The organism is Rhodococcus sp. ARC_M5 (assembly GCF_022810405.1).
Classification (GTDB): domain Bacteria; phylum Actinomycetota; class Actinomycetes; order Mycobacteriales; family Mycobacteriaceae; genus Rhodococcoides; species Rhodococcoides navarretei.
The window spans coordinates 95,648-117,209 of record NZ_JALGQE010000002.1 but is presented as its reverse complement, the minus strand read 5'-3'; the positions used below and the strand labels follow the sequence as shown (position 1 = coordinate 117,209).

Below are 21,562 nucleotides of genomic sequence, written 5' to 3'. Positions count from 1 at the left end.
CCGACGCACTTCACCGTGTCGGATCGCTCTGTCTCCTTCGAAAGGTTGTGTCGTGGTCGCATTCGGACTCATCGACGAGTGGAAGCCGGCTCCAGGACCGCTCACCACGTGGTCGCCCACCGTCGCCTCACGAGCTGCCGCCGCGGCTGCGCCCGCCCACCCGGCACCCCCCTCTCACATCCAGCAGGCGTACCTGGAAGCTGCGTACCGCAACCGAGGGTCGTCGTTCCGCTTCTCCCGGTTGTGCCTGGTGACGTTCCGAATCGAAGGCGCACTGGACCGCTCGGCGATGGGCCAGGCGTTCAATACGTTCGTCACCCGACACGATTCCTTCTGCAGCTGGTTCTCCACGACGGCCGAGGGTTCGACGCGCCACCTCGTCGATGCCGCCGACATCGCGCTCGAGCCAACCGATTTCGGAGTGCCCTCGGACTCCGAGGCCATTCGGCGTCATGTGCAGGACAGCACGCCCGGCCCCGACAGCTGGGATTGCTTCTCCTTCGGGACGATCGAGCACGACGACCACTTCGTGGTGTACGCCGCCGTCGACCATCTCGACACCGACGGCATCTCGCAGGCGCTGACGTACTACGAACTGCGCCAGCTCTACCGCAATGCGGTGACGGGGGAGTCCGACGGACTGTTCACCCCCGGCAGCTATCTCGAGTACTGCCGGCGCGAACGGCTGGAGAGCGACGCCACGACCCTCGACAGTCCTGCGGTCCAGACCTGGATCGACCTGGTCACCGACAACGGTGGAGATCTTCCGACGTTCCCACTTCCGTTGGGGCGCAGCAGTGTCGACTACACACGAACGTCCCACAGTTCGTTCCCGCTGTTCGACGGCGCGAGGGCGCGGGCCGTGGACGAGGCGTGTGCAGCCGTGGGAGTCAAGTTCATCGGCGGCATCTTCGCCGCAGCGGCCCTGGCGGAGTACGAGCTGGCCGGCCGGAGCAGCTACCTGGGCTTGACGCCCAAGAGCACGCGGTCGACGCCAGGTGAATTCGCGTCCATCGGGTGGTACTCGAGCCTGATTCCCGTGCGTTTCGATCTCGGCGCGCAGCCGACGTTCCTGACCCTCGCAGTCCTCGCGCAACAGGCGTTCGACTCCGGCAAGCTGCTGGCGAATACCTCGTACCACCGGGTACTCGAACTGGCGCAGCCGGAGCACGGGATCACGACGCAGCCCGGTTGGACTGCACCGATGATCTCCTACGTGGACGTTCGTAAGCTTCCCGGGGAAGCCGAACTGGATGCGGCCGGGGCCGGTCTGTACGGAAACCGCGGCAGCTCCGAGGAAGTCTTCATGTGGATCAACCGATTCGAGGACCACACGGGTGTCGAGTTCCTCTACCCCGGCACCGACGAGGCCGACCGATCGATCGACCTGTACTTCTCGAAGATCGCCGAGATCTTCACGGCCGTCGTCGAATCGGGCGACTACACGCCGCAGATCGCGAGCGTGTTCACGCACGAGCTCCCGGACGTCAGCAGGGTATGACGCACCCGCGCCGCGGTTCGTGGCTCACGCTCGGCGCATGTCTGCTGGCGGTCACGATGCAGATGATCGACGTCACCGCCGTCACCGTGGCGTTGCCGTCGATCGGTCGGGATCTGGATGCGTCGGGAGCACAGCAGGTCTGGATTCCGACGGCGTACCTGCTCGCGTTCGCATGCGCGCTGCTGACGATGGCCCGGGTGGGGGAGGTGTTCGGGCGCAGAACCGTGTTCGTCACCGGGACTGCACTGTTCGCGGTGACATCGATGCTCTGCGCGTACGCGCCCACCGTCGAGTTGCTCGTCCTCGGTCGCGTGCTGCAAGGACTTGCCGGAGCGGCGATGTCGGCTCAGACGGTGGCGATCGTGACCGCCGCGTACTCCGGCACCAGGCGCACCATCGCTTTCGCGCTGTACGGCGGCACCGCGGGACTGGCCGGACTCGCCGGACCGTCCATCTGCGCACTGCTGCTGCACCTCGACATTCTCGGAACGGGCTGGCGCGCACTATTTCTGATCAACGCTCCGATCGCTCTGGCCGCTGTTGCGATCGGCCGACGGTTCGTCTCCCCGGGTTCCGAGCATGTTCGAGTCGGTAGCGGTGGGCGGTTCGACCCCGTCGGTGCTGCCCTGTGGTCGATCGGCGCACTGCTGATCGTTTATCCCGTCATGGCGAGTTCGAGCTTCGTTGCTGCTCTACCCGCCGTGGCGCTCGGTCTCGCAACACTGACGGGATTCACGGTATGGGAACGGCGACGACGGGCAGCCGGAGCACACGTCATGGTGAACATCGGCTTATTCGGTGAGCGCGGATTCTCGTTGGGCTGCGCCGTCTCGGCTCTCGTGTACGGCACGTTCACCGGGTTCATCCTGACGATGTCGGTGACCCTGCAGACCGGCCTGGGGAACAGCGCGTCGACGGTGGGAGCGATCACCGTTCCCTTCGCACTCGGAGCCGTCGTCGCGTCCGTGGCTGCGCCGGTATCGTTCCGGCGCTGGGATTCTCGGGTCGTGGCGGCGGGAGCGGCGGCGATGGGGATATCGCTGTTCGTCCTCGGCGTCACCACCGACCACCTCGATCGAGCCGGCTTTTCCTGGTGGATGGCGATCCCTCTGATTCTGGTCGGTGCGGGCTTGGGTTCGGTGATCGCACCGCTGCAGAGCACCATCGTCGCTGGGGTCGAGCCGCACTCCCTCGGCTCGGCCTCGGGAATTCTGCCGACCGTCCAACAAGTGGGATCGGCGGTGGGAACTGCAACGACCGGTGCCGTGTACTTCGCTCTGCTTCCCTCGGAGCCGGTCGCTGCCGACTACCTGGCGTCGCAGCGGACGGTGCTGTTCGGTCTGGCCGCGACCATGGTGGTGGCCACGATGATCGCGGCCGCTTTACCGCGAGGCGATCGCAGGCCTGCCGACCGCGACCCATCGATGGTCTCCACCGGTGCACCGTGATGCCTCCGAAAACAATTGAGCAACAACGCAATCACCCACTGTTTCACCCGAATCAGGTGTTCGGGCCGATCGAAATCGAGAAGAGTTACACCATGCTTCGCACCTTCGTGACCTCTACGCTCGTCGTCGGGCTGATGTCGATGTTGCTCGTCTGTGCACCTCAGGCGTCGGCTGCGCCCACCGGTCCGACACCGGTGCCCGGCACCCTGTACGCGTCGGTACCGGATCTGTCCGGAACCAGCAACGGTGACGTCCTCGATACCAGGCGATTTTCGAGTCCGCTGTATCCCGGAGCCGACATCTGGCAGATCCAGTATCGCTCGTCCGACTCCAGGGGCGACGCGATCGCTGCGGTGACGACCGTCCTCGCAGCTGCGAACCGCGTACCCGGTGGCCCTCTGCTGTCCTATCAGCCGTTCGTCAACGCGCTCGGGTTGCAGTGCGCACCGTCGGAATCACTGTTCGGTGCCGATCCGACGACCGGTGTTCAGGAGCGCGAGTTTCTCAATCTGGCACTGATGCGAGGTTGGTCGGTCGCGGTGCCGGACCACCTCGGACCCGACAGTGCTTACGGCGCAGCAAAACTGGGTGGTCAGATCACGCTGGACGGTATCCGCGCCGCGCAGCGAGTTCCCGAGCTCGGGCTGTCGGCCGGTCCGGTAGGAATGGCCGGGTACTCCGGTGGTGGCATGGCGACGGCCTGGGCTGCAGCGCTCGCTCCGAGCTATGCGCCCGAGCTGAACATCGTCGGTGCCGCAGCCGGTGGTGTTCCGGCGGACCTGGACAACATCGCTCGCTCGCTCGGCTTCCAGCCGCACCAGGCATTCGGGCTCGCGTTTGCTGCCGCTCTCGGCCTCGAACGCGAATACCCCGATCGTCTGCCGATCACCGCGCAACTCAATCCCGCAGGCCTGGCGCTGAAGGATCAGGTCTCGAACGCGTGCACACCGGTGATCCTGGCGACCGGAGCCTTCAAGAGCGCCCTGGCGGTCTCCACCACGACGTCGCTGGTGGACAGTCCGGAGGCGCAGCAGATCATCGACGAGAACAGTTTGGTGCGGTATCCGGGTGTTCCCACCGCACCCACGCTTCTGTGGGGAAGCGACAACGACCCGCTCATTCCGATCACTGCATTGCGTGACACCGCGGCGAGGTACTGCGCCAGTGGGGCGACCCTGCAGTTCGACGTCGTACATGCTCCGCAGCACATTCAGGCCGCATTCGAGGGACTGCCGGCAGCTCTGACGTTCCTCGACAACAGGTTTCGGGGTGTCGCACCGCCGACGAACTGCATCCGATGAGACTGTTCGCACGTGCCGTGGTTGCTGCGACCACCGCTCTGGTCGTGTCCACCACGCCTGCTCATGCAGCGGAACTTCCGGTGCTGGCACCGCAGTCGCTCGGCGACTTCTCGGTGCAGACTCGCTACTTCGACGTCGCAGTGGGCCCCGAACGTGATCAGCACTGCACCGTCGTGGGTGACATCTACGTTCCGGCCGGGCTCGGACCGGAGCGCCGCGCCCCGGCCATCCTGACCAGCAACGGGTTCGGGGGGTCCAAGGACGACCAATCGGGTGCCGCGGCGAGATTCGCCACTCACGGCTACGTGGTTCTGTCCTACTCCGCATTGGGTTTCGGTGGCTCGACATGCAAGATCTACTTCGCGGATCCCGACTACGACGGCATGGCCGCGTCGGCGCTCATCGGCTACCTTGCCGGCGACAACGACGGCGTATTCACCGACGCTGCTCTAACTGCGGAAGCTCCCGCTCTCGATGTGGTTCGCCTCGATGCTCCGCAGGATCCCCGCGTCGGGTATCTCGGTGGGTCCTACGCCGGCGCAACAGGATTGGCGACCGCATCGATGGATCCGCGACTGGACACGGTGGCGTCGATGATCACCTGGAACGACCTGTCGCGTTCGCTGGCACCGGAGGCGACCGGCCGACGGCCGGTGGGGCCGATCAAGAGCGTGTTCGGGTCGGCCTTTCTGGCGGCCGGAGCGATCCTGACCGGTCCGCTCGGTTACGCCGCCGATCCGGCACGGGCGGCGGGGTGCCCGAACTATGCCGAGTGGGTGTGCGACGCGGCACTCGATTTTGCTGCGAACCGGCAGCCGGGCCCGGCAACTCTGGCGGCCATGCGTCATGTCTCACCCGTCGACTATCTCGATCGTGTCGACGTTCCGGTTCTGCTCGCCCAGGGGCAGAAGGATTCGTTGTTCGGCCTCGACGAAGCCGCCGCTACCTTCGAGGCGCTGCGGTCGCGCGGGGTGGAGACGTCGATGATCTGGCATTCGTGGGGACACAACGATCGCAAGGGCTATCCGGGCGAGTTCGACATCAAGGCACCCGACCCGTTCGCCCAGCACGAGGCGGCCCTCGTCGGCAACTGGCTGGACCGACACCTCAAAGATCGCGACGTCGACCCGGGCCCGGCATTCACCTATTTCCGGGACTGGGTGCCCTACACCGGCGTCGCGTCGCCGGCCTACGTCGAATCCGAGACATTACCCGTCGGTGCCCGCCGCGCGTTCCGATTGTCCAATGGAGTGCTGTCCGAGGGTGATTCGACGAATGATGCGTGGACGCAGACGATTCGGGGTGCAGGTGCGTCGATGCCCACCACGTTCGGACTCCCGAATCTCGCGGCCGAATTGCCTGTGCCGCGGGTCTCGCTACCCGGTTCTGCCGCGTCCTGGACAACCGCGCCGCTCACCGAACCCGTCGACGTGGTCGGCTCACCGGAGTTGTCCATCGGTCCCACGGTGTCCGGTCCCGCGACGGTCTTCGTCACCGTCCTCGACGTGGCACCGAACGGTGTGCGGAGCCCGATTCACGGACTCGTCGCACCGGCCGTACTCACCGGATCTGGGGACCCGGTGACGATCTCGCTGCCCAGCATCGTTCATCGATTCGACCGCGGTCATCGCGTCGGGGTCGAGATCACCGCGTCGGATCCGTCCTTCGCCGGTGGGCCGGGTCCAGCGGACGTGACCGTCTCCTCGGCGGATCCGATCAACCAATTCTCGTTGCCCACAGTGCCGTGACACTTCGATTCGATTTCTCCGAAAGGCTCGCCGTGATCCGAAAACTTCTTGCCCTTGGCTCCATTCTGGTGGCACTCTGCGCGTCCCTGTTCGCAACGGGCGCAACAGCTTCGGCGGCTCCCACGCCGACGATCCCCGATCCGGACATCTTCTACGCGGCACCGGCCGACATCGCCGATCACGCGCCGGGTGACATCCTGGCCAGCCGTCGGGCCGACGCATGGATGTATCCCAATACCGACATCTGGCAACTCAAGTACCGGTCGACCAATTCCGCAGGTGCCCCCGTCGCCGCCGTGACCACCGTGCTGATGCCCCGCGGTAGAGGTGCGGGAACGCCACTCGTGTCGTATCAGGCAGTGATCAATGCCCTGGGCGTCAAATGTGCACCGTCGCATGGTCTCTTCACGTACGAGATCGGCGAAGCCCCGAGCCTGTACCTCGGAATGGTGGCCCGCGGTTGGGCGGTTGCGGTGCCGGATTACCTCGGACCGACCGGTGCCTACGGCGCTGCCGAGTACGAAGGTCGGTTGACGCTCGACGGCGTTCGGGCCGTGCAGAACTTCGAGCAGTTACCGCTGAAGGACAGCCCCGTTGCACTGCTGGGTTACTCCGGAGGTGCACTGGCGACATCGTGGGCCGGTGCGATGGCACCCACATACGCCCCCGAGCTGAACATCGTGGCCAGCGTGCACGGTGGAACGCCCGCCGACTTGGGGTTGATCGCAAAGAACCTGGGCTACAGCGCGATTCCGCACCCGGCCTTCGGAATGGCGCTGGCGGCATCGCTCGGACTCGAACGTGAATACCCGACCGAGTTCCCCGTCTCGGAAAACCTCAATGCGGCGGGCCTGGCGCTGCGAGATCGCGTGAGCAACGAATGCCGGCGCCCCATCATCATCGGTGGAGCGTTCAAGAGCGCCCGGGACCTGTCGAACGTCGACATCGCCTCGCTGCCCTCGGCGCAGGCGGTATTGAAGAAGAACAGTCTCGTCGACTACGAGGGCGTGCCCTCGGCCCCGGTGTACATCTGGCACGGAATCAACGACTTCATCACCCCGTTCGCGCCGATGAAGGAGACGGTCGACCGATACTGCGCAGCCGGTGCCACGGTGCAGTTCAGGGCGTATCCACTCGCGGAGCACTTCAGCGGATCGCTCGTCGGACTGCCCGAGGCCTACGCCTACGTGGACGCCCGATTCCGAGGTGAGCCGGCACCGTCGAATTGCCGCTGACGCCTTTCGTCCGTCGTGACCTCACACCCTGTGTGCAGACCGCGCGCCCCTGCTCCGAAGTGAGCGGGGGCGCGCAGTCGGTAACAGGGGTGTGAGGTTGCCGTGGAACCCAGGCGATGTTCGCTGCGTCCAACCAGATGTGAGTGCAACGCGGTGGTGGGTGGCGGGTGTGGTCGGCGTGATGGTGTCGGTTGCTGGATGTGGCGGGGCGACGGAGGATGCGCCGGTCGCAGAGTCGGCAACGAGCTCGGTGGTTGCGACGCCGTTGGCAGCGAAGCCATGGGATCCCTGCACGATTCCGGACAGTGCAGTGGAGGCAGCGGGATTGGATGTGGGAAGCAAGAGTGCGAACCTGTTCGGAGAAGCGCCGATCTCGACCGACTGGATGACCTGCATCTGGACGGACCCCGACCCTGGGTCGTGGTACTTCCTGGGCATGTTCTCGGGCTTCCACTCACTGGACGATCTGCGAGGAAATGATCGATTCGGCCAGTTCTCGAAGGTCGACGACCTCGGCGGTTACCAGTTCTTGCGCGCGGACCGTCCGGCCGGACGAAGTTGTGGCATGGCATTCGAGGTGGAGAAGGGTCTGGTGTATTTCGTCCTCGACACAATGGGTTCCGAAGAACCGCAGGGTGACCCGTGCGTGGAGATCATGCGGATCGCAGGCTCTCTGCGTTCGTCGCTGCCTCCGGCAGCAAATTGACCGAAGGGGGGCTTGGTGGGAACCAACGTCGATAGTCTTGCAGCGTCGATGCAGCAGTGGCGCAACCTGTCCGAGCAGGCGGCCGCAGGAGCGCTCGAGATTCCGGAGGGCGTGGCGTTCCAATGCGACCAGGCGTGCGCCGAGTGCCTGAGACACCTGAATGGGATGTTGCAAAAGACCGAGTTTCTCGTCGATGTCGACGCATTCGGCACGCTTCCTTCAGCTCGACAGCTGGGGCGCAAGTTCAAGCGACTGGCCGATGGGGAAGAGCGGTCGGCGGCCGTCGCGATCAGGCAGCACATCGAGGTCATCGAACTGATGCGGTCGGTGTTCAAGCGCTATTTCGTCGACACCGAAGGGCTCGATCGGAGTGTGGGAGCTCGGATCGGCGGTATCGGGGCCGGCCTGGGGGAGTGAGTCTGCAACCTCACACCTTTTCTGCACACCTCACACCCCCGCTATGACGTGAACCCAGGCGCTCGGTCGGCACAAAGGGTGTGAGGTCCAGTAGATCAACGCGACGAAGCGTCGAACATTGTCCGAAATGTCCGTAATGCTAACCCCTGCAACACAATCGAGACAACATTCGCGAATCGGATGACTTAGTCTGCGATCGTGAATCTCTCCGCTGCCCGTCTGGTACAAATGCGACCGCGCGACCCGAAGGAACCGCATCGCTCCGCGAGCCCGCTCGAGTTGTTCTTCGACCTGGTGTTCGTGGTCGCCGTCAGCATCGCCGCGGTGCAACTCCATCACGCCCTCACCGAGAATCACGTGCGCGACGGCATCATCAGCTACCTACTGGTGTTCTTCGCGATCTGGTGGGCGTGGATGAACTTCACGTGGTTCGCCACCTCCTTCGACACCGACGACTGGCTCTATCGCACGCTGACCGTCGTACAGATGGTCGGAGTTCTGGTCCTGGCCGCTGGAGTCGACTCGGCGTTCAACGACAAGAACTTCACCATCGTCGTGATCGGTTACATCGTGATGCGCATCGCCATGGTGACCCAGTGGCTGAGGGCGTCGAGACACGACGAACTTCGCAAGACTGCGCTGACCTACGCGACAGGCATTGCGGGAGTGCAGGTTCTGTGGATTCTCTGGGTGCTGTTGCTCGACGGCACCACTGCCGTCGTGGTGTTCCTCGCCCTGGCCGCAGTCGAGATGTCGGTGCCCCTGATCGCCGAGCGCAAGGGAACCACCCCCTGGCATCCGCACCACATCACCGAGCGCTACGGACTGTTCACCCTGATCCTGCTCGGAGAGAGTTTGCTGGCCTCGGCCAACGCCATCATCGAACCGCTGCACGACAAAACTGCACTGGCACCGTTGATCTCGATCTCGATCCTCACCGTGATCGTCACCGCGAGCCTGTGGTGGATCTACTTCTGGCCCCCGCATCACCGGGCGATCGGAATGTTCGGCAACTCGGTGGTCTACGGCTACGCGCACTACTTCATCTTCGCGGCAGCGGGTGCGTTCTCGGCCGGCATCGAGGTCGAGATCGACGTGCTGACCGAGCACAGCGCGCTCGGCGACGTAGCCGCGTCGTTCACCGTCACAATCCCGATCGCGGTGTTCGTGCTCGGTGTCTGGCTGATCGCCATCCGCGCCCACGCGGACCGCGTCGTCAACGTCGCAGTTCCGGTCGGTGCTGTGCTCGTGTTGTTCGACCCGATCATCCCCATCCCGATCACCCTCACGGCAGTCGTCATGATCATCATGGTCGGCGTCCTCGTCGCACGCGGGCCAACCAGCGACGAGCATGAGAAACTGGCCACATGAGTATCGGAACATTGATCCTGCTTCGCCACGGCGAGAGCGAATGGAACGCCTCCAATCAGTTCACCGGTTGGGTGGACGTGCGACTGACCGAGAAGGGTGAGGCCGAGGGCAAGCGTGCCGGCCAGCTTCTGGCCGAGGCGGGCGTCCTGCCCGACCTGCTCTACACCTCGCTGCTGCGCCGCGCGATCAGCACCGCCAACCTCGCACTCGACGCGGCCGACCGGCACTGGATCCCGGTGGTCCGCGACTGGCGTCTGAACGAACGGCACTACGGCGCGCTCCAAGGTCTGAACAAGGCCGAGACCAAGGACAAGTACGGCAACGAGCAGTTCATGCTGTGGCGTCGTAGCTACGACACCCCGCCGCCCGCCATCGAGGTCGGCAGCGAGTTCAGTCAGGATGCCGATCCCCGCTACGCCGATCTGGACAGCGTTCCGCTGACCGAGTGCCTCGCAGACGTCGTCGAGCGGCTCATCCCGTACTTCGAGGAGACGATCGTCGCCGATCTGAAGGCAGGCAAGAACGTCCTCGTCGCTGCGCACGGCAACTCGCTTCGCGCGCTGGTGAAGTACCTCGACGAGATCTCCGACGCCGATATCGCCGAACTGAACATCCCCACCGGAATCCCGCTGCAGTACGACCTCACCGAATCGGGCGGCAAGTTGAAGCCCACCAACCCCGGCGGGACGTATCTCGACCCGGAAGCCGCGGCTGCAGGTGCAGCCGCCGTGGCAAACCAGGGCGGTAAGTAGCTTCACCTCCGACAAACCGACCTTTTGTCGTAACTGCAGGTGAACGATCGAAGAACACTGCCGACGAGGACTATGACGACCAGGGAAATGCCTGCACCCTGCGTATGTGAGCTGTCCATCGAACGTACGATTCCGGTGTGAGTGTTGCATCGGCCGTACTGCTGGCTATCGCCGCGGCCTTCGTGGGATACCTCGTCGGCGGTGTTCTGATTCCCTACCTCAATACTCGACACTCGGAGCGTCGTCGCGCCACGTCCGGTCTGACGATGTCGCAGGTACTGGACCTGATCGTCCTCGCGTCGGAGAGCGGTATCGCCGTTGTCGACCAGTTTCACGACGTGGTGCTGTTCAACCCACGCGCCGAGGAGTTGGGCCTGGTGCGTAACCGTCTGATCGACGACCGGGCCTGGGACGCCGCGCTCAAAGTCCTCGCCGACGGCAACCCCGTCGAAGTCGACCTCAGCTCGAAGAATCCGAGAACCGGCCGCGACAAGATCGCCGTCCGCGGAGTCGCGCGTCTGCTGAGCAAAGAAGACAAGCGCTTCGTGGTGCTGTTCGCCGACGACGACTCCGAGCAGGTCCGGATGGAGGCGACGCGTCGGGACTTCGTGGCCAACGTCAGCCACGAGCTCAAGACGCCCGTCGGCGCGATGAGTCTGCTGGCCGAGGCGCTTCTCGAATCGGCCGACGATCCCGATTCCGTCCGGCACTTCGGCGGCAAGGTCGTTGCCGAGTCCAAACGCCTCGGCAACATGGTCACCGAACTGATCGCACTCTCGCGATTGCAAGGGGCCGAGAAGCTGCCCGATCTCGAGGTCGTCGACGTCGACACGGTCGTCAACGAAGCGATGGACCGGTCGAAGCTCGCCGCCGAGAACGCCGGAATCTCCGTCACCACCGACCACCCGAGCGGTCTCGAAGTACTCGGCGATCAGGCGCTGCTGGTGACGGCCCTGGCCAACCTCATCCAGAACGCCATCGCCTACTCCTCGGACGGTGCGCCCGTGTCGGTGAGCCGAGCCCTACGCGGAGACAATGTGGCGTTCGCCGTCACCGATCGCGGCATCGGCATTGCCAAGGGAGACCAGGAACGCGTCTTCGAAAGATTCTTCCGCGTCGACAAAGCTCGGTCGCGGGCAACCGGCGGCACAGGCCTTGGCCTGGCCATCGCCAAACACGTCGCAGCCAACCACAACGGCAGCATTTCGCTGTGGAGCAAGCTGGGCACCGGATCCACCTTCACCCTCCAGATCCCTGCGTACTTCGAAGAAGAAGACGACGCCTCGGTTACAGAAAGAGAGAATCAGTGACCAACGTTCTGATCGTGGAAGACGAAGAGTCGTTGGCCGATCCGCTGGCCTTCCTGCTTCGCAAGGAAGGTTTCGAGGCCACCGTCGTCGGAGACGGACCCTCGGCACTCGCGGAATTCGATCGTGCAGGAGCCGACATCGTGTTGCTCGACCTCATGCTCCCCGGCATGAGCGGAACCGACGTGTGCAAGCAATTGCGTTCACGCTCAGGCGTTCCCGTCATCATGGTGACCGCACGCGACAGTGAGATCGACAAGGTCGTCGGCCTCGAACTCGGTGCCGACGACTACGTCACCAAGCCGTACTCGGCACGCGAACTCATCGCCCGCATCCGCGCGGTTCTGCGCCGCGGTTCCGATGCCGAGGTCGACGGTGGAGTCGACACCGGGGTGCTCGAAGCGGGCCCGGTGCGAATGGACGTCGAACGTCACGTGGTGATGGTCGGGTCGGACCAGATCACGTTGCCGCTCAAGGAGTTCGACCTGCTCGAATACCTGTTGCGCAACTCCGGCCGAGTGCTCACCCGCGGACAGCTGATCGACCGCGTGTGGGGAGCCGACTACGTGGGCGATACGAAGACACTCGACGTGCACGTCAAGCGACTGCGCTCGAAGATCGAGGCGGATCCGGCCAAGCCGGAGCACCTCGTCACCGTGCGCGGACTCGGTTACAAGCTCGAAGGGTAGCGATCTGGTCGACTTCCCCCGAAGTTTAAGATTCAAGTACTAACGACGAATCTTGTGACAAGGGAAGTGATTGCATGAAGGCCTTGCAGTATCGAACCATCGGCTCACGCCCGGAACTGGTCGAGATCGAGAAGCCGACGCCCGCAGCATCGGAAATCCTGCTGCGCGTGACGGCCGCAGGAGCCTGTCACTCGGACGAGTTCATCATGGGCGTCTCCGAGGAGGAGTACTTCTTCAAGCCGGTTCCGCTGACGTTGGGCCACGAGGTGGCGGGCGTCGTCGAAGCCATCGGTGCGGGCGTGACCGACGTCGAGATCGGCGAGTCGGTCCTCGTGTACGGACCGTGGGGCTGTGGCCGCTGCTACCACTGCGCCAAGGGTGACGAGATGAACTGCGAGAAGGGGATGCGCGCGCCCGGCATCTTCAGCGACGGTGGCATGGCCGAATACATGATCGTCGACGACGCCCGCCATCTGGTCCCGCTCGGCGACCTCGATCCCGTCACCAGTGTCTCGCTGACCGATGCAGGCTTGACGCCGTACCGGGCAGTCAAGTCGGCACTGGACAAACTCACCCCGGGCGCGACTGCCGTCGTCATCGGTGCAGGCGGACTGGGCCACGTGGCGATCCAGTTGCTCAAGGCACTGACCCAATCGACCGTCGTTGCCCTCGATCTCGGCGACAGGCAACTCGAATTCGCCACCGAAGTCGGTGCGGATCACGTCTACCGGTCCGAGCCCGGTGCAGCCGATTCGGTCAAAGGTCTGACTCGTGGACTCGGCGCAGACGTCGTGTTCGATTTCGTCGGTATTCAGCCCACCGCAGACCTCGCCGCGGCCATGGTGGCCACCGCAGGCCACGTTGTGGTGGTGGGGGTTGCCAGCGGCGCAGTCCAGATCGGCCAGCGCACGGTGCCTCTCGATGTGACAGGCCGTGCGATCAACTGGGGTTCGCGTGCCGAGTTGATCGAGGTGGTCGAACTCGCGAAGCGGGGTGCCATCGAGATTCACGTCGAGCGGTACAGCCTCGACGAGGCCACCGAGGCATACGACAAGTTGCACGCCGGAGAAATCAAGGGCCGCGCGGTCATCGTTCCCTGACACTAGGGTGATCGTGAGCGGAAATTCGTAGTGGGCTACGAATTTCCGTGCACGTGCGGCGCAGCCGCTCTATCGGCGCTGAGCTTCACGAGTGGCGGGATGTACGGCGATCAGACCGAGGCCGCGGCGACGCTTGCACAGCGACGCCAATTCGTCGTAGGCGGCTTTGCCGAGCAGTTCGGTCAATTCGGGCTTGTAGGACTCGAACACCTGCTTGGCACCGACGTGCGCGTCGGGCGAGCCCGAGCAGTACCAGTGCAGATCGAGTCCACCCTCGCCCCAGCCGCGTCGGTCGTATTCGCCGATGGTGGTCTTGAGGATCTCGGAGCCGTCGGGCCGCGTCACCCAATCCTGGGTGCGTCGGATCGGCAGCTGCCAGCACACGTCGGGCTTGACCTCGAGCGGTTCGATGCCCTTGCGCAGTGCCATCGAGTGCAAGGCGCACCCGATGCCACCCTCGAACCCGGGTCGGTTCTGGAAGATGCACGCACCCTTGTAGCGCCGGGTACGGAGGGACTGCTCGTCGTCGAGATCGTCGTATTCGACGTATCCCTTCTTGCCCAGACCCTTGTCCATGAGCTGCCAGTCCTGTGGGGTGAGCAACTTCACCGACTCGTCGAGCTTGCGTTTGTCGTCCTCGTCGGACAGGAATGCACCGTGGGAACAGCAGCCGTCGTCCGGCCGACCTTCGACGGTTCCCTGACAGGCCGGAGTGCCGAACACGCAGGTCCAGTTGGACAGCAACCACGTCAGATCCGCGGCGATGAGGTGTTCCGGATTGTCGGGGTCCGGAAACTCGACCCATTCTCGGGGAAAATCCATCTCGACCTCTGCAGCGAACGACTGCTGCTCACGACCTGATGTCACAAAGGACGACGGTAGACCCAGTACCGTGGGTCTGTGCGATTAGGGGTGCTCATGGAGGATGCCCACCGTGGCGTGGGAACCTCGACGAGGTGTTGTTCGTTGGCTCGCTCGACCGGTGCAGCGCCTTCCGGGGCCGGTCCGAGGGCGACGCGGGCACAGACCGCGAGCGGCTCGAGGCAACTCATGGCCTTCGGATCGCGGATGACGGCAGTCGACCGTGCAGAATTGGAAGGCGTCAGGGCTGACAGGTCACCACGACCGGTGGCCGTGGCTCCGGTAGCGGAGGCGAACATGCGGGCATCGACGGTGCAGTCGCTCGAGATCCGTCCGTGGGCGCTGAGGGAAGGTTTGATCGTGAGGAAGCTGGACACCGTAATCGACGGCGATGTGGTGGGGAGTTCGATATGAGCGACGCCAACCCGGAAGACACCGGACAGATCTCGGTTGCCGAGTTGCTGGCCCGAAACGGCCAGAAGACGAACCTGAGCGCAGGCGGACGCCGTCGCCGTGGCGTCACCGGCGGGATCTCCGTCGCCGAACTGACCGGTGAGATACCCGTCGTGCGCGACGAGCCCGGTAACCGCAGCGCCCCGGTGGTCGAGACGCCTGCGGTCGACGCCTCCGAGCCCGAGACACCCGACGTCGCACCGTCAGAGCCCCGGAACAGCGACGATGCATCCGCGGCTGTCTCCTCCCGCCCTCAACCGGCCCGGCCGCAGGGTGCACGCCCGACTCCGTTCCAACCCGCAGGCAGGCGCGAGAAGCAGCAGCCCGAGCCCGAATTGCTGTCCGGCTCCACCACGGTTGCCGGGGACCTGCTGAACCGCTCGCACGACGACACCGAACGCGGATTGCGGCCGGCTGCGCCCACGACGCCGGAACGGTTGCCGTACGGCTCGACGTCGGCCGAGCAGGGCCGGGCCCGCACGCCTGCAGGATTCGCGCCGCCGCGACAGGTCGAGGTGGCCGAGCCGAACACGGACGTCGCCCCGCGAGCCGCAGTGATCGACGTCGACGATCTGGCCAAGACGGCGGTGGCTCCGCGCATCAAGCGCGACGACGACCGAGCGAACTCGACCGACGAGAAGGCCGGGAGCACGCCCCCCGCCGTCACCGAGGCCGTCGACCTCGTCAAGCCGAAGACCGGCGTCAAGCCCGAGACCGGCGACAAGCCCGAGACCGGCGTCAAGCCCGTTACCGGCGACAAGACCGAGACCGAGACCGAGGCGAACGACACGAGTGCGGCAACTCGCTCCGGACGCCGCGCGTCGGCCGTCAAGAGCAAGGGCGGTGCCGTCCGACAGTGGCTGGCGCTCATCGGCCAGGCCGTGGTGTCCATCGTCGTCGGCGCATTGCTGTTCAAGGGCTTCGAGCAACTGTGGGACGTGTTGCCGTGGGTCGCACTGGTGCTCGCGGTACTGGTCATCGTCGGACTCGTCGCCGTGGTGAGAATTCTGCGGCGCACCGACGATCTGATATCCATCGTCATCGCGATCGCCGTGGGTGTGTTCGTCACTCTCGGTCCGCTCGCCTTCCAGCTCAGTACCGGCTGAGCTCGACCGACGATGGCCACCAAGCGAATACCGATCGGGCTGTCCACCGCCTCGGTGTACCCGCAGAACACCGAGGCGGCGTTTCGCTACGCCGCCGAACTCGGCTACGACGGCGTCGAACTGATGGTGTGGGCCGAGTCGGTCAGCCAGGACGTCGACGCAGTGGCTGCTCTGTCGCGGGAGTACTCCATGCCGGTGCAGGCGATTCACGCGCCGTGCCTGCTGATCTCGCAGCGGGTGTGGGGATCCGATCCGATCGCCAAATTGGCCCGCTCGGTCGAGGCGGCCGAGAAACTGGACTCGGCGACGGTCGTGGTGCATCCTCCGTTCCGCTGGCAACGCAAGTACAGCGACGGCTTCTCCGATCAGGTCGCCGAACTCGAATCGAACTCGCACGTGGTGGTCGCCGTCGAGAACATGTTCCCGATGCGGGCCGACCGCTTCTTCGGACGCAAGGAGAAATCCGCGCAGCGCCTCGAACGACGCGGAGGCCCCGGAGCGGCACTGTCGGCTTTCTCACCGTCCTACGACCCGACAGACGTCGGCCACGGTCATTACACGCTCGACCTCTCCCATACGGCCACCGCGGGCTCCGACGCGCTCGACATGCTCGACCGGATGGGTGAGGGCCTCGCGCACCTGCATCTGGCCGACGGCAGGGGAGCATCGGTCGACGAGCACCTGATCCCCGGCCACGGCAGCCAGCCGTGCGTGGAGGTGTGCACCGAACTGGTCCGCCGCGGCTTCGGGGGGCAGGCGGTGATCGAGATCAACACGCAGAATGCGCGAACGGTCCCCGAGCGGTCGTCGATGCTCGGGCAGGCACTGGAGTTCGCCCGCGCACACCTGTCCTGAGGCCGACGGTAAGTTGTCGGGAATGAGTTCTGCCAGCCCCTTCACAGCCGCTACCACCCTGACCGCGCTCGAGGTCGCCGCCGACACCGCGTCGTTCGCGGGCGCGATCGACTCCACCTGGACCATCGGTCCGAAAGTGCACGGAGGGGCCATGCTCGCCGTCTGCGCGGCGGCAGCGCGCAGGCACATCGTCTCGACCGACCAGGAGCAGGCCGAGATCCAGCCGCTCGCGGTGAGCGTCAGTTACCTGGCCGCTCCCGATCCCGGCGAGGTCGCGCTGACGACGATCGTGCGCAAACGGGGTCGCCAGGTCTCGCACGTCGACGTCGAGCTCACCCAGGCCGGACGCGTTGCCGTGCGAGCGGTGGTCACCCTGGGTCGACCGGATTCCGAGAACCCGCACCACGAGACACCGACGTCGCTGGCGCAGATGGCCGTCGAGCCTCCCGCCGACACGCTCGCGGTGGCAGGCGATCATCCGATGGCGTCGATCGTGCACGTCGCCAAGGGCTGCGAGATGCGAATCGACGCCACGTCGGCGTCGTTCCTGACCGGTCAGCAGGGTGAGGCGGAGATCCGGCTGTGGGTGCGTCCCTTCGCCGGAGACGAGGCCGACGTCGACACCGCAGTGTTGTTCGCACTGATGACCGGCGACATCTCGGCTCCGGTGACGATGAACCGCGGAATGTTCGGTTGGGCTCCGACCGTGCAGTTGACGACCTACCTGCGCCGCCGTCCGGCACCGGGGTGGCTGCGGGTGGCTGCGACCAGCACCGTCATCGGCAACACCTGGTTCGAGGAGGACCACGTGGTGGTGGATTCGACGGGTGCCGTGGTGGTGCAGAGCAGACAGTTGGCGATGGTGCCGCGCTCGAACTGACATGGCAGGCTTGGCCGCATGACAAGAATTGCAGTGATCGGCGGCGGACGGATCGGCGAGGCGTTGATTGCGGGACTCCTCGAGTCCGGGCACGCGGTACGCGATCTGGTGGTCGCCGAGAAGTCGGAGAACCGCGCCAAGGAGATCGCGAAGGAGTTCGGCGTCCTCACCACGACCGTCGGCGATGCGTCCGAGGGAGCCGACGTGATCGTGCTGGCGGTCAAGCCGGCCGACGTCGAAGGGGCACTGACCGAGATCACCAAGATCGAACTCGACGGCGACCGCGAACAACTCATCGTCTCGCTGGCCGCAGGCGTCCCCACCAACAAGTTCGAGCCCAAGCTCCCCGCCGGCTTCCCTGTCGTTCGGGTCATGCCCAACACTCCGATGCTCGTGGGGGAGGGTGTCAGCGTGTTGGCTCCGGGCAAGTACGCCCGCGCGGAGCATCTCGAGCTCGTCCGCTCGATCCTCTCGGCCGTCGGCAAGGTGGTGGTGGTCAAGGAGAACCAGCTCGACGCCGTGACGGCCGTGTCCGGGTCGGGTCCGGCCTATTTCTTCCTGGTGGCAGAGGCCATGATCGACGCGGGAGTGGGCCTTGGATTGAGCCGCGAGGTGGCGTCGGCGCTCGTGGTGCAGACGATGGTGGGCTCGGGAGCAATGCTCGATCGCTCCGACGAGACCGCGAGCGAGCTCCGATACGCAGTGACCTCTCCGGGTGGAACGACCGCTGCTGCCGTGCGTGAATTGGAACGAAACGGCCTCCGAGCAGCGTTTTTCGATGCACTCGGTGCCGCCAACACCCGATCCGTTGAGATGGGCATCACAGCAGAATAAAAAATCTTTTCCCCACACCCGTCGCAGTAACCCCATCTGTCCCTATAGGCTCGGGGGCAGCACGTGCGTGTCTGTTCGGCAGGAGGGGAAGCCTGCCGCATGAGACGTGCCGGAGGTATGTGGATTGATGGCGTCTATAAACAAGCCGTCCAAGGGTTCGTCCCCGGACGGTCAACCGGCTCTGGCCGGAACGCAGTTCCTCACGGTCGCCGAAGTGGCGACGCTGATGAGGGTTTCGAAAATGACCGTGTACCGACTGGTGCATGGCGGAGAATTGCCCGCTGTACGGGTGGGTCGATCTTTTCGTGTGCACGCCAAGGCGGTGCACGACTATCTCGAGACCTCGTACTTCGACGCAGGCTAATAGTGCACGCGGGGCCGGTTTCGTAACTACCGGTTCACACCGGTAGGATTGGCGATCGTCGTGCCAGCCAGCCGGTGTGTAGCCGTGGGCGAGTACGTGGCCCCAGCGCCAGCTCGGTGACCGAAGCCCCAGGGCTTGGTTGTCAGGTAGGCGTACGCAAACGGCGTGCGCGAAAACGCTAGAGAAGAACGTGAGGACACCCGCATGGGTTCAGTGATCAAGAAGCGTCGCAAGCGCATGTCGAAGAAGAAGCACCGCAAGTTGCTTCGTCGTACCCGCGTGCAGCGCAGGAAACTCGGCAAATAAGCCTGCCGTCATCTGCTTCACGGCGAAGCCCGTCACCCCTCGGTGGCGGGCTTCTTCCGTTCGAAGACGGCTTTGCTTCTCGCCGCGCGAACTCCTGCCGATCCAGTAGGCTTTGCGGCGGAACCGATGTTGGGGGTGCGCAATGAGTCCGAGCGATCGTGGCATGGCCGCGCCCCGAGTGGTTCTGGTGACCGGAGCGAGTCGATTCCTCGGCGGTTACCTCGTCACCAGGCTCGCCCAGAACCCGCAGATCGAACGGGTCATCGCCGTCGATGCGAAGTCTCCGAGCAAGGACCTGCTGCGTCGCATGGGTCGCGCAGAATTCGTCCGCGCCGACATCCGTAATCCGCTGATCGGCAAAGTGATCCGCAATGCGGGGGTCGACACCGTCGTACACGCCGCCACCGTGGCCAAGCCCCCGAAGTCCGGTGGTCGGGCCACGATGAAGGATCTCAACGTCATCGGCGCGATGCAGCTGTTCGCCGTCTGCCAGAAGTCGCCTACCGTCGAGAAAGTGGTTCTGCGTTCGTCGTCCTCGGTGTACGGCTGCAGCGCCAAGGATCCGGTGAAATTCACCGAGGAGATGAGTGCTCGACGCCCGCCGAGCGGTGCCTACGCACGGGACACCATCGACATCGAGGGATACATCCGCGGACTCGGCCGTCGACGACCGGACATCGCGGTGTCGATTCTGCGGATGGCTCCGCTGATCGGTCCACGACTGAACGGCACCATCTCGCGGTACATGACCTCGCCCCTGATCCCGAGCATCGTCGGCCGCGATGCGCGCATGCAGTTGCTGCACGAGGAAGACGCCCTCGCCGCGCTCGAACGCGCGACCATCGGCGGGTCGGCGGGCACGTTCAACATCGGAGCCGACGGCACGATCATGCTCTCCCAGGCAATTCGTCGTGCCGGCAGAGTTCAGGTCCCGGTGCCGTTCCCGCTGTTCAAGAGTGTCGGCCGCGCCCTCATGGGCGGCATGATGCGCGAGTTCACCACCGAGCAACTCGACTACTTCCACTTCGGCTGCGGACTCGACACCACCCGTATGCGGTCCGTCCTCGGCTTCGAGCCGCGGTGGACCACGGTTCAGGCGTTCGACGATTTCGTCAAAGGTGCCGCGCTGCGCCCGGTCCTCAGAACCGAGTGGGTCGACAGCGTGGAGGAACGTCTGGTCGCGGCCGTCGAAACCGGCGCGTCGACGGCGCGCGCACTGGCGTCGCTGCGTAGTCGGGAAACAGTGCCTGGTTCGGGAGGGGACGGGTGAGGGACGTGGCCAAAGTGATTCCACTGCACGGTGGCACCACCGGTCGCGCAGCCCGCGCAGCACAGGGCTCGCGTGAACGGCACCCCTCCGCGTACGCAGATCCTCGGGAGCCGACGCCGTTGCTCGACCCGGCCCCGGTCGACGCGGCGGCCGTAGCGGCTGCGACAGCGGCACCGTTGCTGTCGATGATCGACGACACCAAGACGACGATCGTCGACCAGATCTCCTCGGTCGCAGAGTTCGTGCGCAGGCGTGTTGCCGGTGACTACAGCGTCGACGAGTTCGGCTACGACCCGCATTTCGCCGACGCCGTCTGGCTGCCGTTGCTGCGACCGCTGTTCGACAAGTGGTTTCGCGTCGAGGTCAAAGGAATCGAGAACATCCCGTCCGACGGCGGCGCGCTCGTCGTCGCCAACCACGCCGGCGTCGTGCCTGTCGATGCGCTGATGGCCTCGGTCGCCGTGCGCGATCATCACCCGGCGCACCGCCCACTGCGAATGTTGGCCGCCGACATGGCATTCGAGATGCCAGGAGTCGGGACGATCGCGCGCAAGGCCGGGCACACCCTGGCGTGCAATCCCGATGCCGAGCGACTGCTGCGCACCGGCGAGGTGGCCGCGGTGTTCCCCGAGGGCTTCAAGGGGATCGGCAAGCCGTTCAGCGAGCGGTACAAGTTGCAGCGCTTCGGTCGCGGCGGTTTCGTCTCGGCTGCGCTGCGAACGGGCGCACCGATCATCCCGTGCTCCATCGTCGGGTCGGAGGAGATCTACCCCAAGATCGGCGACATCGCTCCGCTGGCACGACTGATGGGGATGCCGTACTTTCCGGTCACGCCGTTCTTTCCGCACCTCGGTCCGCTGGGGCTGATCCCGTTGCCGTCCAAGTGGTACATCGAGTTCGGCAAGCCGATCCACACCGACTCGTACGACTCCACCGCGTTCGAGGATCCGATGGTGCTGTTCGAGTTGACCGACCACGTCCGCGAAACCATTCAGCACACGCTCTACCGACTGCTTGCCAAGAGACGCAACGTCTTTCTGGGATAGCCGGCACGCCGG

21 protein-coding genes and 1 pseudogene are annotated in these 21,562 nt (G+C 65.0%); 21 read left to right on the top strand and 1 reads right to left on the bottom strand.

Translation table 11 applies throughout. From position 1 onward, the window contains the following. Positions 1 to 52 precede the first annotated feature (52 nt). From MTX34_RS03900 to MTX34_RS03845, 12 genes are all read left to right on the top strand, one after another. Complete coding sequence (locus MTX34_RS03900; RefSeq protein WP_243596457.1) at positions 53 to 1,501, top strand: condensation domain-containing protein; 1,449 nt, start codon at positions 53 to 55, stop codon at positions 1,499 to 1,501. Next, a complete protein-coding gene (locus MTX34_RS03895; protein ID WP_243608527.1) occupies positions 1,498 to 2,949 on the top strand; it encodes an MFS transporter in 1,452 nt (483 codons plus the stop codon). The genes MTX34_RS03900 and MTX34_RS03895 overlap by 4 nt, the downstream gene beginning before the upstream one ends. Positions 2,950 to 3,041: 92 nt before the next feature. Next, on the top strand, positions 3,042 to 4,250 hold the full coding sequence (locus MTX34_RS03890) for a lipase family protein (protein ID WP_243608526.1): 1,209 nt from the start codon (positions 3,042 to 3,044) through the stop codon (positions 4,248 to 4,250). Next, positions 4,247 to 5,998: a CocE/NonD family hydrolase gene (locus tag MTX34_RS03885; protein ID WP_243608525.1), complete on the top strand. Its 1,752-nt coding sequence runs from the start codon at positions 4,247 to 4,249 to the stop codon at positions 5,996 to 5,998. The genes MTX34_RS03890 and MTX34_RS03885 overlap by 4 nt, the downstream gene beginning before the upstream one ends. A 62-nt stretch (positions 5,999 to 6,060) precedes the next feature. Further along, entirely contained in the window at positions 6,061 to 7,233 is a 1,173-nt protein-coding gene (locus MTX34_RS03880; RefSeq protein WP_374638882.1) for a lipase family protein, read from the top strand. A 139-nt stretch (positions 7,234 to 7,372) separates the two neighbouring features. Continuing rightward, positions 7,373 to 7,939, top strand: coding sequence for a DUF3558 domain-containing protein (locus tag MTX34_RS03875; protein ID WP_243608523.1), 567 nt, complete (start codon positions 7,373 to 7,375; stop codon positions 7,937 to 7,939). Positions 7,940 to 7,954: 15 nt separating this feature from the next. Continuing rightward, positions 7,955 to 8,356 carry a hypothetical protein gene (locus tag MTX34_RS03870; protein ID WP_243608522.1) on the top strand — a complete coding sequence of 134 codons (402 nt, stop codon included), beginning with the start codon at positions 7,955 to 7,957 and terminating at the stop codon, positions 8,354 to 8,356. A gap of 228 nt (positions 8,357 to 8,584) precedes the next feature. Further along, positions 8,585 to 9,727 (top strand): low temperature requirement protein A, encoded by a 1,143-nt coding sequence (locus tag MTX34_RS03865; RefSeq protein ID WP_243608713.1) that lies wholly within the window; start codon positions 8,585 to 8,587, stop codon positions 9,725 to 9,727. Continuing rightward, positions 9,724 to 10,479: a phosphoglyceromutase gene (locus MTX34_RS03860; RefSeq protein WP_243596451.1), complete on the top strand. Its 756-nt coding sequence runs from the start codon at positions 9,724 to 9,726 to the stop codon at positions 10,477 to 10,479. The genes MTX34_RS03865 and MTX34_RS03860 overlap by 4 nt, the downstream gene beginning before the upstream one ends. 137 nt (positions 10,480 to 10,616) lie before the next feature. Continuing rightward, positions 10,617 to 11,789, top strand: coding sequence for a cell wall metabolism sensor histidine kinase WalK (locus MTX34_RS03855; RefSeq protein WP_243596450.1), 1,173 nt, complete (start codon positions 10,617 to 10,619; stop codon positions 11,787 to 11,789). Beyond that, on the top strand, positions 11,786 to 12,475 hold the full coding sequence (locus MTX34_RS03850) for a response regulator transcription factor (RefSeq protein WP_243596449.1): 690 nt from the start codon (positions 11,786 to 11,788) through the stop codon (positions 12,473 to 12,475). Before MTX34_RS03855 ends, MTX34_RS03850 begins: the two co-directional genes overlap by 4 nt. Before the next feature lie 74 nt (positions 12,476 to 12,549). Continuing rightward, positions 12,550 to 13,575, top strand: coding sequence for an NAD(P)-dependent alcohol dehydrogenase (locus MTX34_RS03845; protein ID WP_243608521.1), 1,026 nt, complete (start codon positions 12,550 to 12,552; stop codon positions 13,573 to 13,575). A gap of 69 nt (positions 13,576 to 13,644) precedes the next feature. On the opposite strand, the gene MTX34_RS03840 is transcribed toward MTX34_RS03845, so the two are convergent. After that, positions 13,645 to 14,397, bottom strand: coding sequence for a hypothetical protein (locus MTX34_RS03840; RefSeq protein ID WP_243596526.1), 753 nt, complete (start codon positions 14,395 to 14,397; stop codon positions 13,645 to 13,647). A gap of 111 nt (positions 14,398 to 14,508) precedes the next feature. Here MTX34_RS03840 and MTX34_RS03835 point away from each other — a divergent pair. The 9 genes and pseudogenes from MTX34_RS03835 to MTX34_RS03795 all read left to right on the top strand — a co-directional run. Next, positions 14,509 to 14,850: pseudogene (locus MTX34_RS03835) on the top strand (hypothetical protein); the annotation flags it as partial. Next, positions 14,847 to 15,995, top strand: coding sequence for a hypothetical protein (locus tag MTX34_RS03830; protein WP_243608520.1), 1,149 nt, complete (start codon positions 14,847 to 14,849; stop codon positions 15,993 to 15,995). The pseudogene MTX34_RS03835 and the gene MTX34_RS03830, both read left to right, overlap by 4 nt. 12 nt (positions 15,996 to 16,007) lie before the next feature. Further along, positions 16,008 to 16,850 carry a sugar phosphate isomerase/epimerase gene (locus MTX34_RS03825; protein WP_243608519.1) on the top strand — a complete coding sequence of 281 codons (843 nt, stop codon included), beginning with the start codon at positions 16,008 to 16,010 and terminating at the stop codon, positions 16,848 to 16,850. Positions 16,851 to 16,872: 22 nt separating this feature from the next. Next, complete coding sequence (locus MTX34_RS03820; protein WP_243608518.1) at positions 16,873 to 17,730, top strand: thioesterase family protein; 858 nt, start codon at positions 16,873 to 16,875, stop codon at positions 17,728 to 17,730. Positions 17,731 to 17,748: 18 nt separating this feature from the next. Then, positions 17,749 to 18,564 carry a pyrroline-5-carboxylate reductase gene (gene proC / locus MTX34_RS03815; RefSeq protein ID WP_243596444.1) on the top strand — a complete coding sequence of 272 codons (816 nt, stop codon included), beginning with the start codon at positions 17,749 to 17,751 and terminating at the stop codon, positions 18,562 to 18,564. 127 nt (positions 18,565 to 18,691) lie between these two features. Then, on the top strand, positions 18,692 to 18,928 hold the full coding sequence (locus MTX34_RS03810) for a helix-turn-helix domain-containing protein (protein WP_008713658.1): 237 nt from the start codon (positions 18,692 to 18,694) through the stop codon (positions 18,926 to 18,928). Positions 18,929 to 19,132: 204 nt separating this feature from the next. After that, positions 19,133 to 19,234 carry a 30S ribosomal protein bS22 gene (locus MTX34_RS03805; protein ID WP_003402602.1) on the top strand — a complete coding sequence of 34 codons (102 nt, stop codon included), beginning with the start codon at positions 19,133 to 19,135 and terminating at the stop codon, positions 19,232 to 19,234. Positions 19,235 to 19,376: 142 nt separating this feature from the next. Beyond that, complete coding sequence (locus MTX34_RS03800) at positions 19,377 to 20,504, top strand: NAD-dependent epimerase/dehydratase family protein (protein ID WP_243608517.1); 1,128 nt, start codon at positions 19,377 to 19,379, stop codon at positions 20,502 to 20,504. Further along, positions 20,501 to 21,550, top strand: coding sequence for a lysophospholipid acyltransferase family protein (locus tag MTX34_RS03795; protein ID WP_243608516.1), 1,050 nt, complete (start codon positions 20,501 to 20,503; stop codon positions 21,548 to 21,550). Before MTX34_RS03800 ends, MTX34_RS03795 begins: the two co-directional genes overlap by 4 nt. Positions 21,551 to 21,562: the final 12 nt, after the last annotated feature.

Coding starts and splice junctions, on each gene's coding strand:
- MTX34_RS03800 (WP_243608517.1), top strand. CDS start 19,377: ATGAGTCCGAGCGATCGTGGCATGGCCGCGCCCCGAGTGGTTCTGGTG.
- MTX34_RS03840 (WP_243596526.1), bottom strand. CDS start 14,397: ATGGATTTTCCCCGAGAATGGGTCGAGTTTCCGGACCCCGACAATCCG.
- MTX34_RS03830 (WP_243608520.1), top strand. CDS start 14,847: ATGAGCGACGCCAACCCGGAAGACACCGGACAGATCTCGGTTGCCGAG.
- MTX34_RS03865 (WP_243608713.1), top strand. CDS start 8,585: ATGCGACCGCGCGACCCGAAGGAACCGCATCGCTCCGCGAGCCCGCTC.
- MTX34_RS03895 (WP_243608527.1), top strand. CDS start 1,498: ATGACGCACCCGCGCCGCGGTTCGTGGCTCACGCTCGGCGCATGTCTG.
- MTX34_RS03805 (WP_003402602.1), top strand. CDS start 19,133: ATGGGTTCAGTGATCAAGAAGCGTCGCAAGCGCATGTCGAAGAAGAAG.
- MTX34_RS03820 (WP_243608518.1), top strand. CDS start 16,873: ATGAGTTCTGCCAGCCCCTTCACAGCCGCTACCACCCTGACCGCGCTC.
- MTX34_RS03825 (WP_243608519.1), top strand. CDS start 16,008: ATGGCCACCAAGCGAATACCGATCGGGCTGTCCACCGCCTCGGTGTAC.
- proC (WP_243596444.1), top strand. CDS start 17,749: ATGACAAGAATTGCAGTGATCGGCGGCGGACGGATCGGCGAGGCGTTG.
- MTX34_RS03810 (WP_008713658.1), top strand. CDS start 18,692: ATGGCGTCTATAAACAAGCCGTCCAAGGGTTCGTCCCCGGACGGTCAA.
- MTX34_RS03890 (WP_243608526.1), top strand. CDS start 3,042: ATGCTTCGCACCTTCGTGACCTCTACGCTCGTCGTCGGGCTGATGTCG.
- MTX34_RS03845 (WP_243608521.1), top strand. CDS start 12,550: ATGAAGGCCTTGCAGTATCGAACCATCGGCTCACGCCCGGAACTGGTC.
- MTX34_RS03860 (WP_243596451.1), top strand. CDS start 9,724: ATGAGTATCGGAACATTGATCCTGCTTCGCCACGGCGAGAGCGAATGG.
- MTX34_RS03885 (WP_243608525.1), top strand. CDS start 4,247: ATGAGACTGTTCGCACGTGCCGTGGTTGCTGCGACCACCGCTCTGGTC.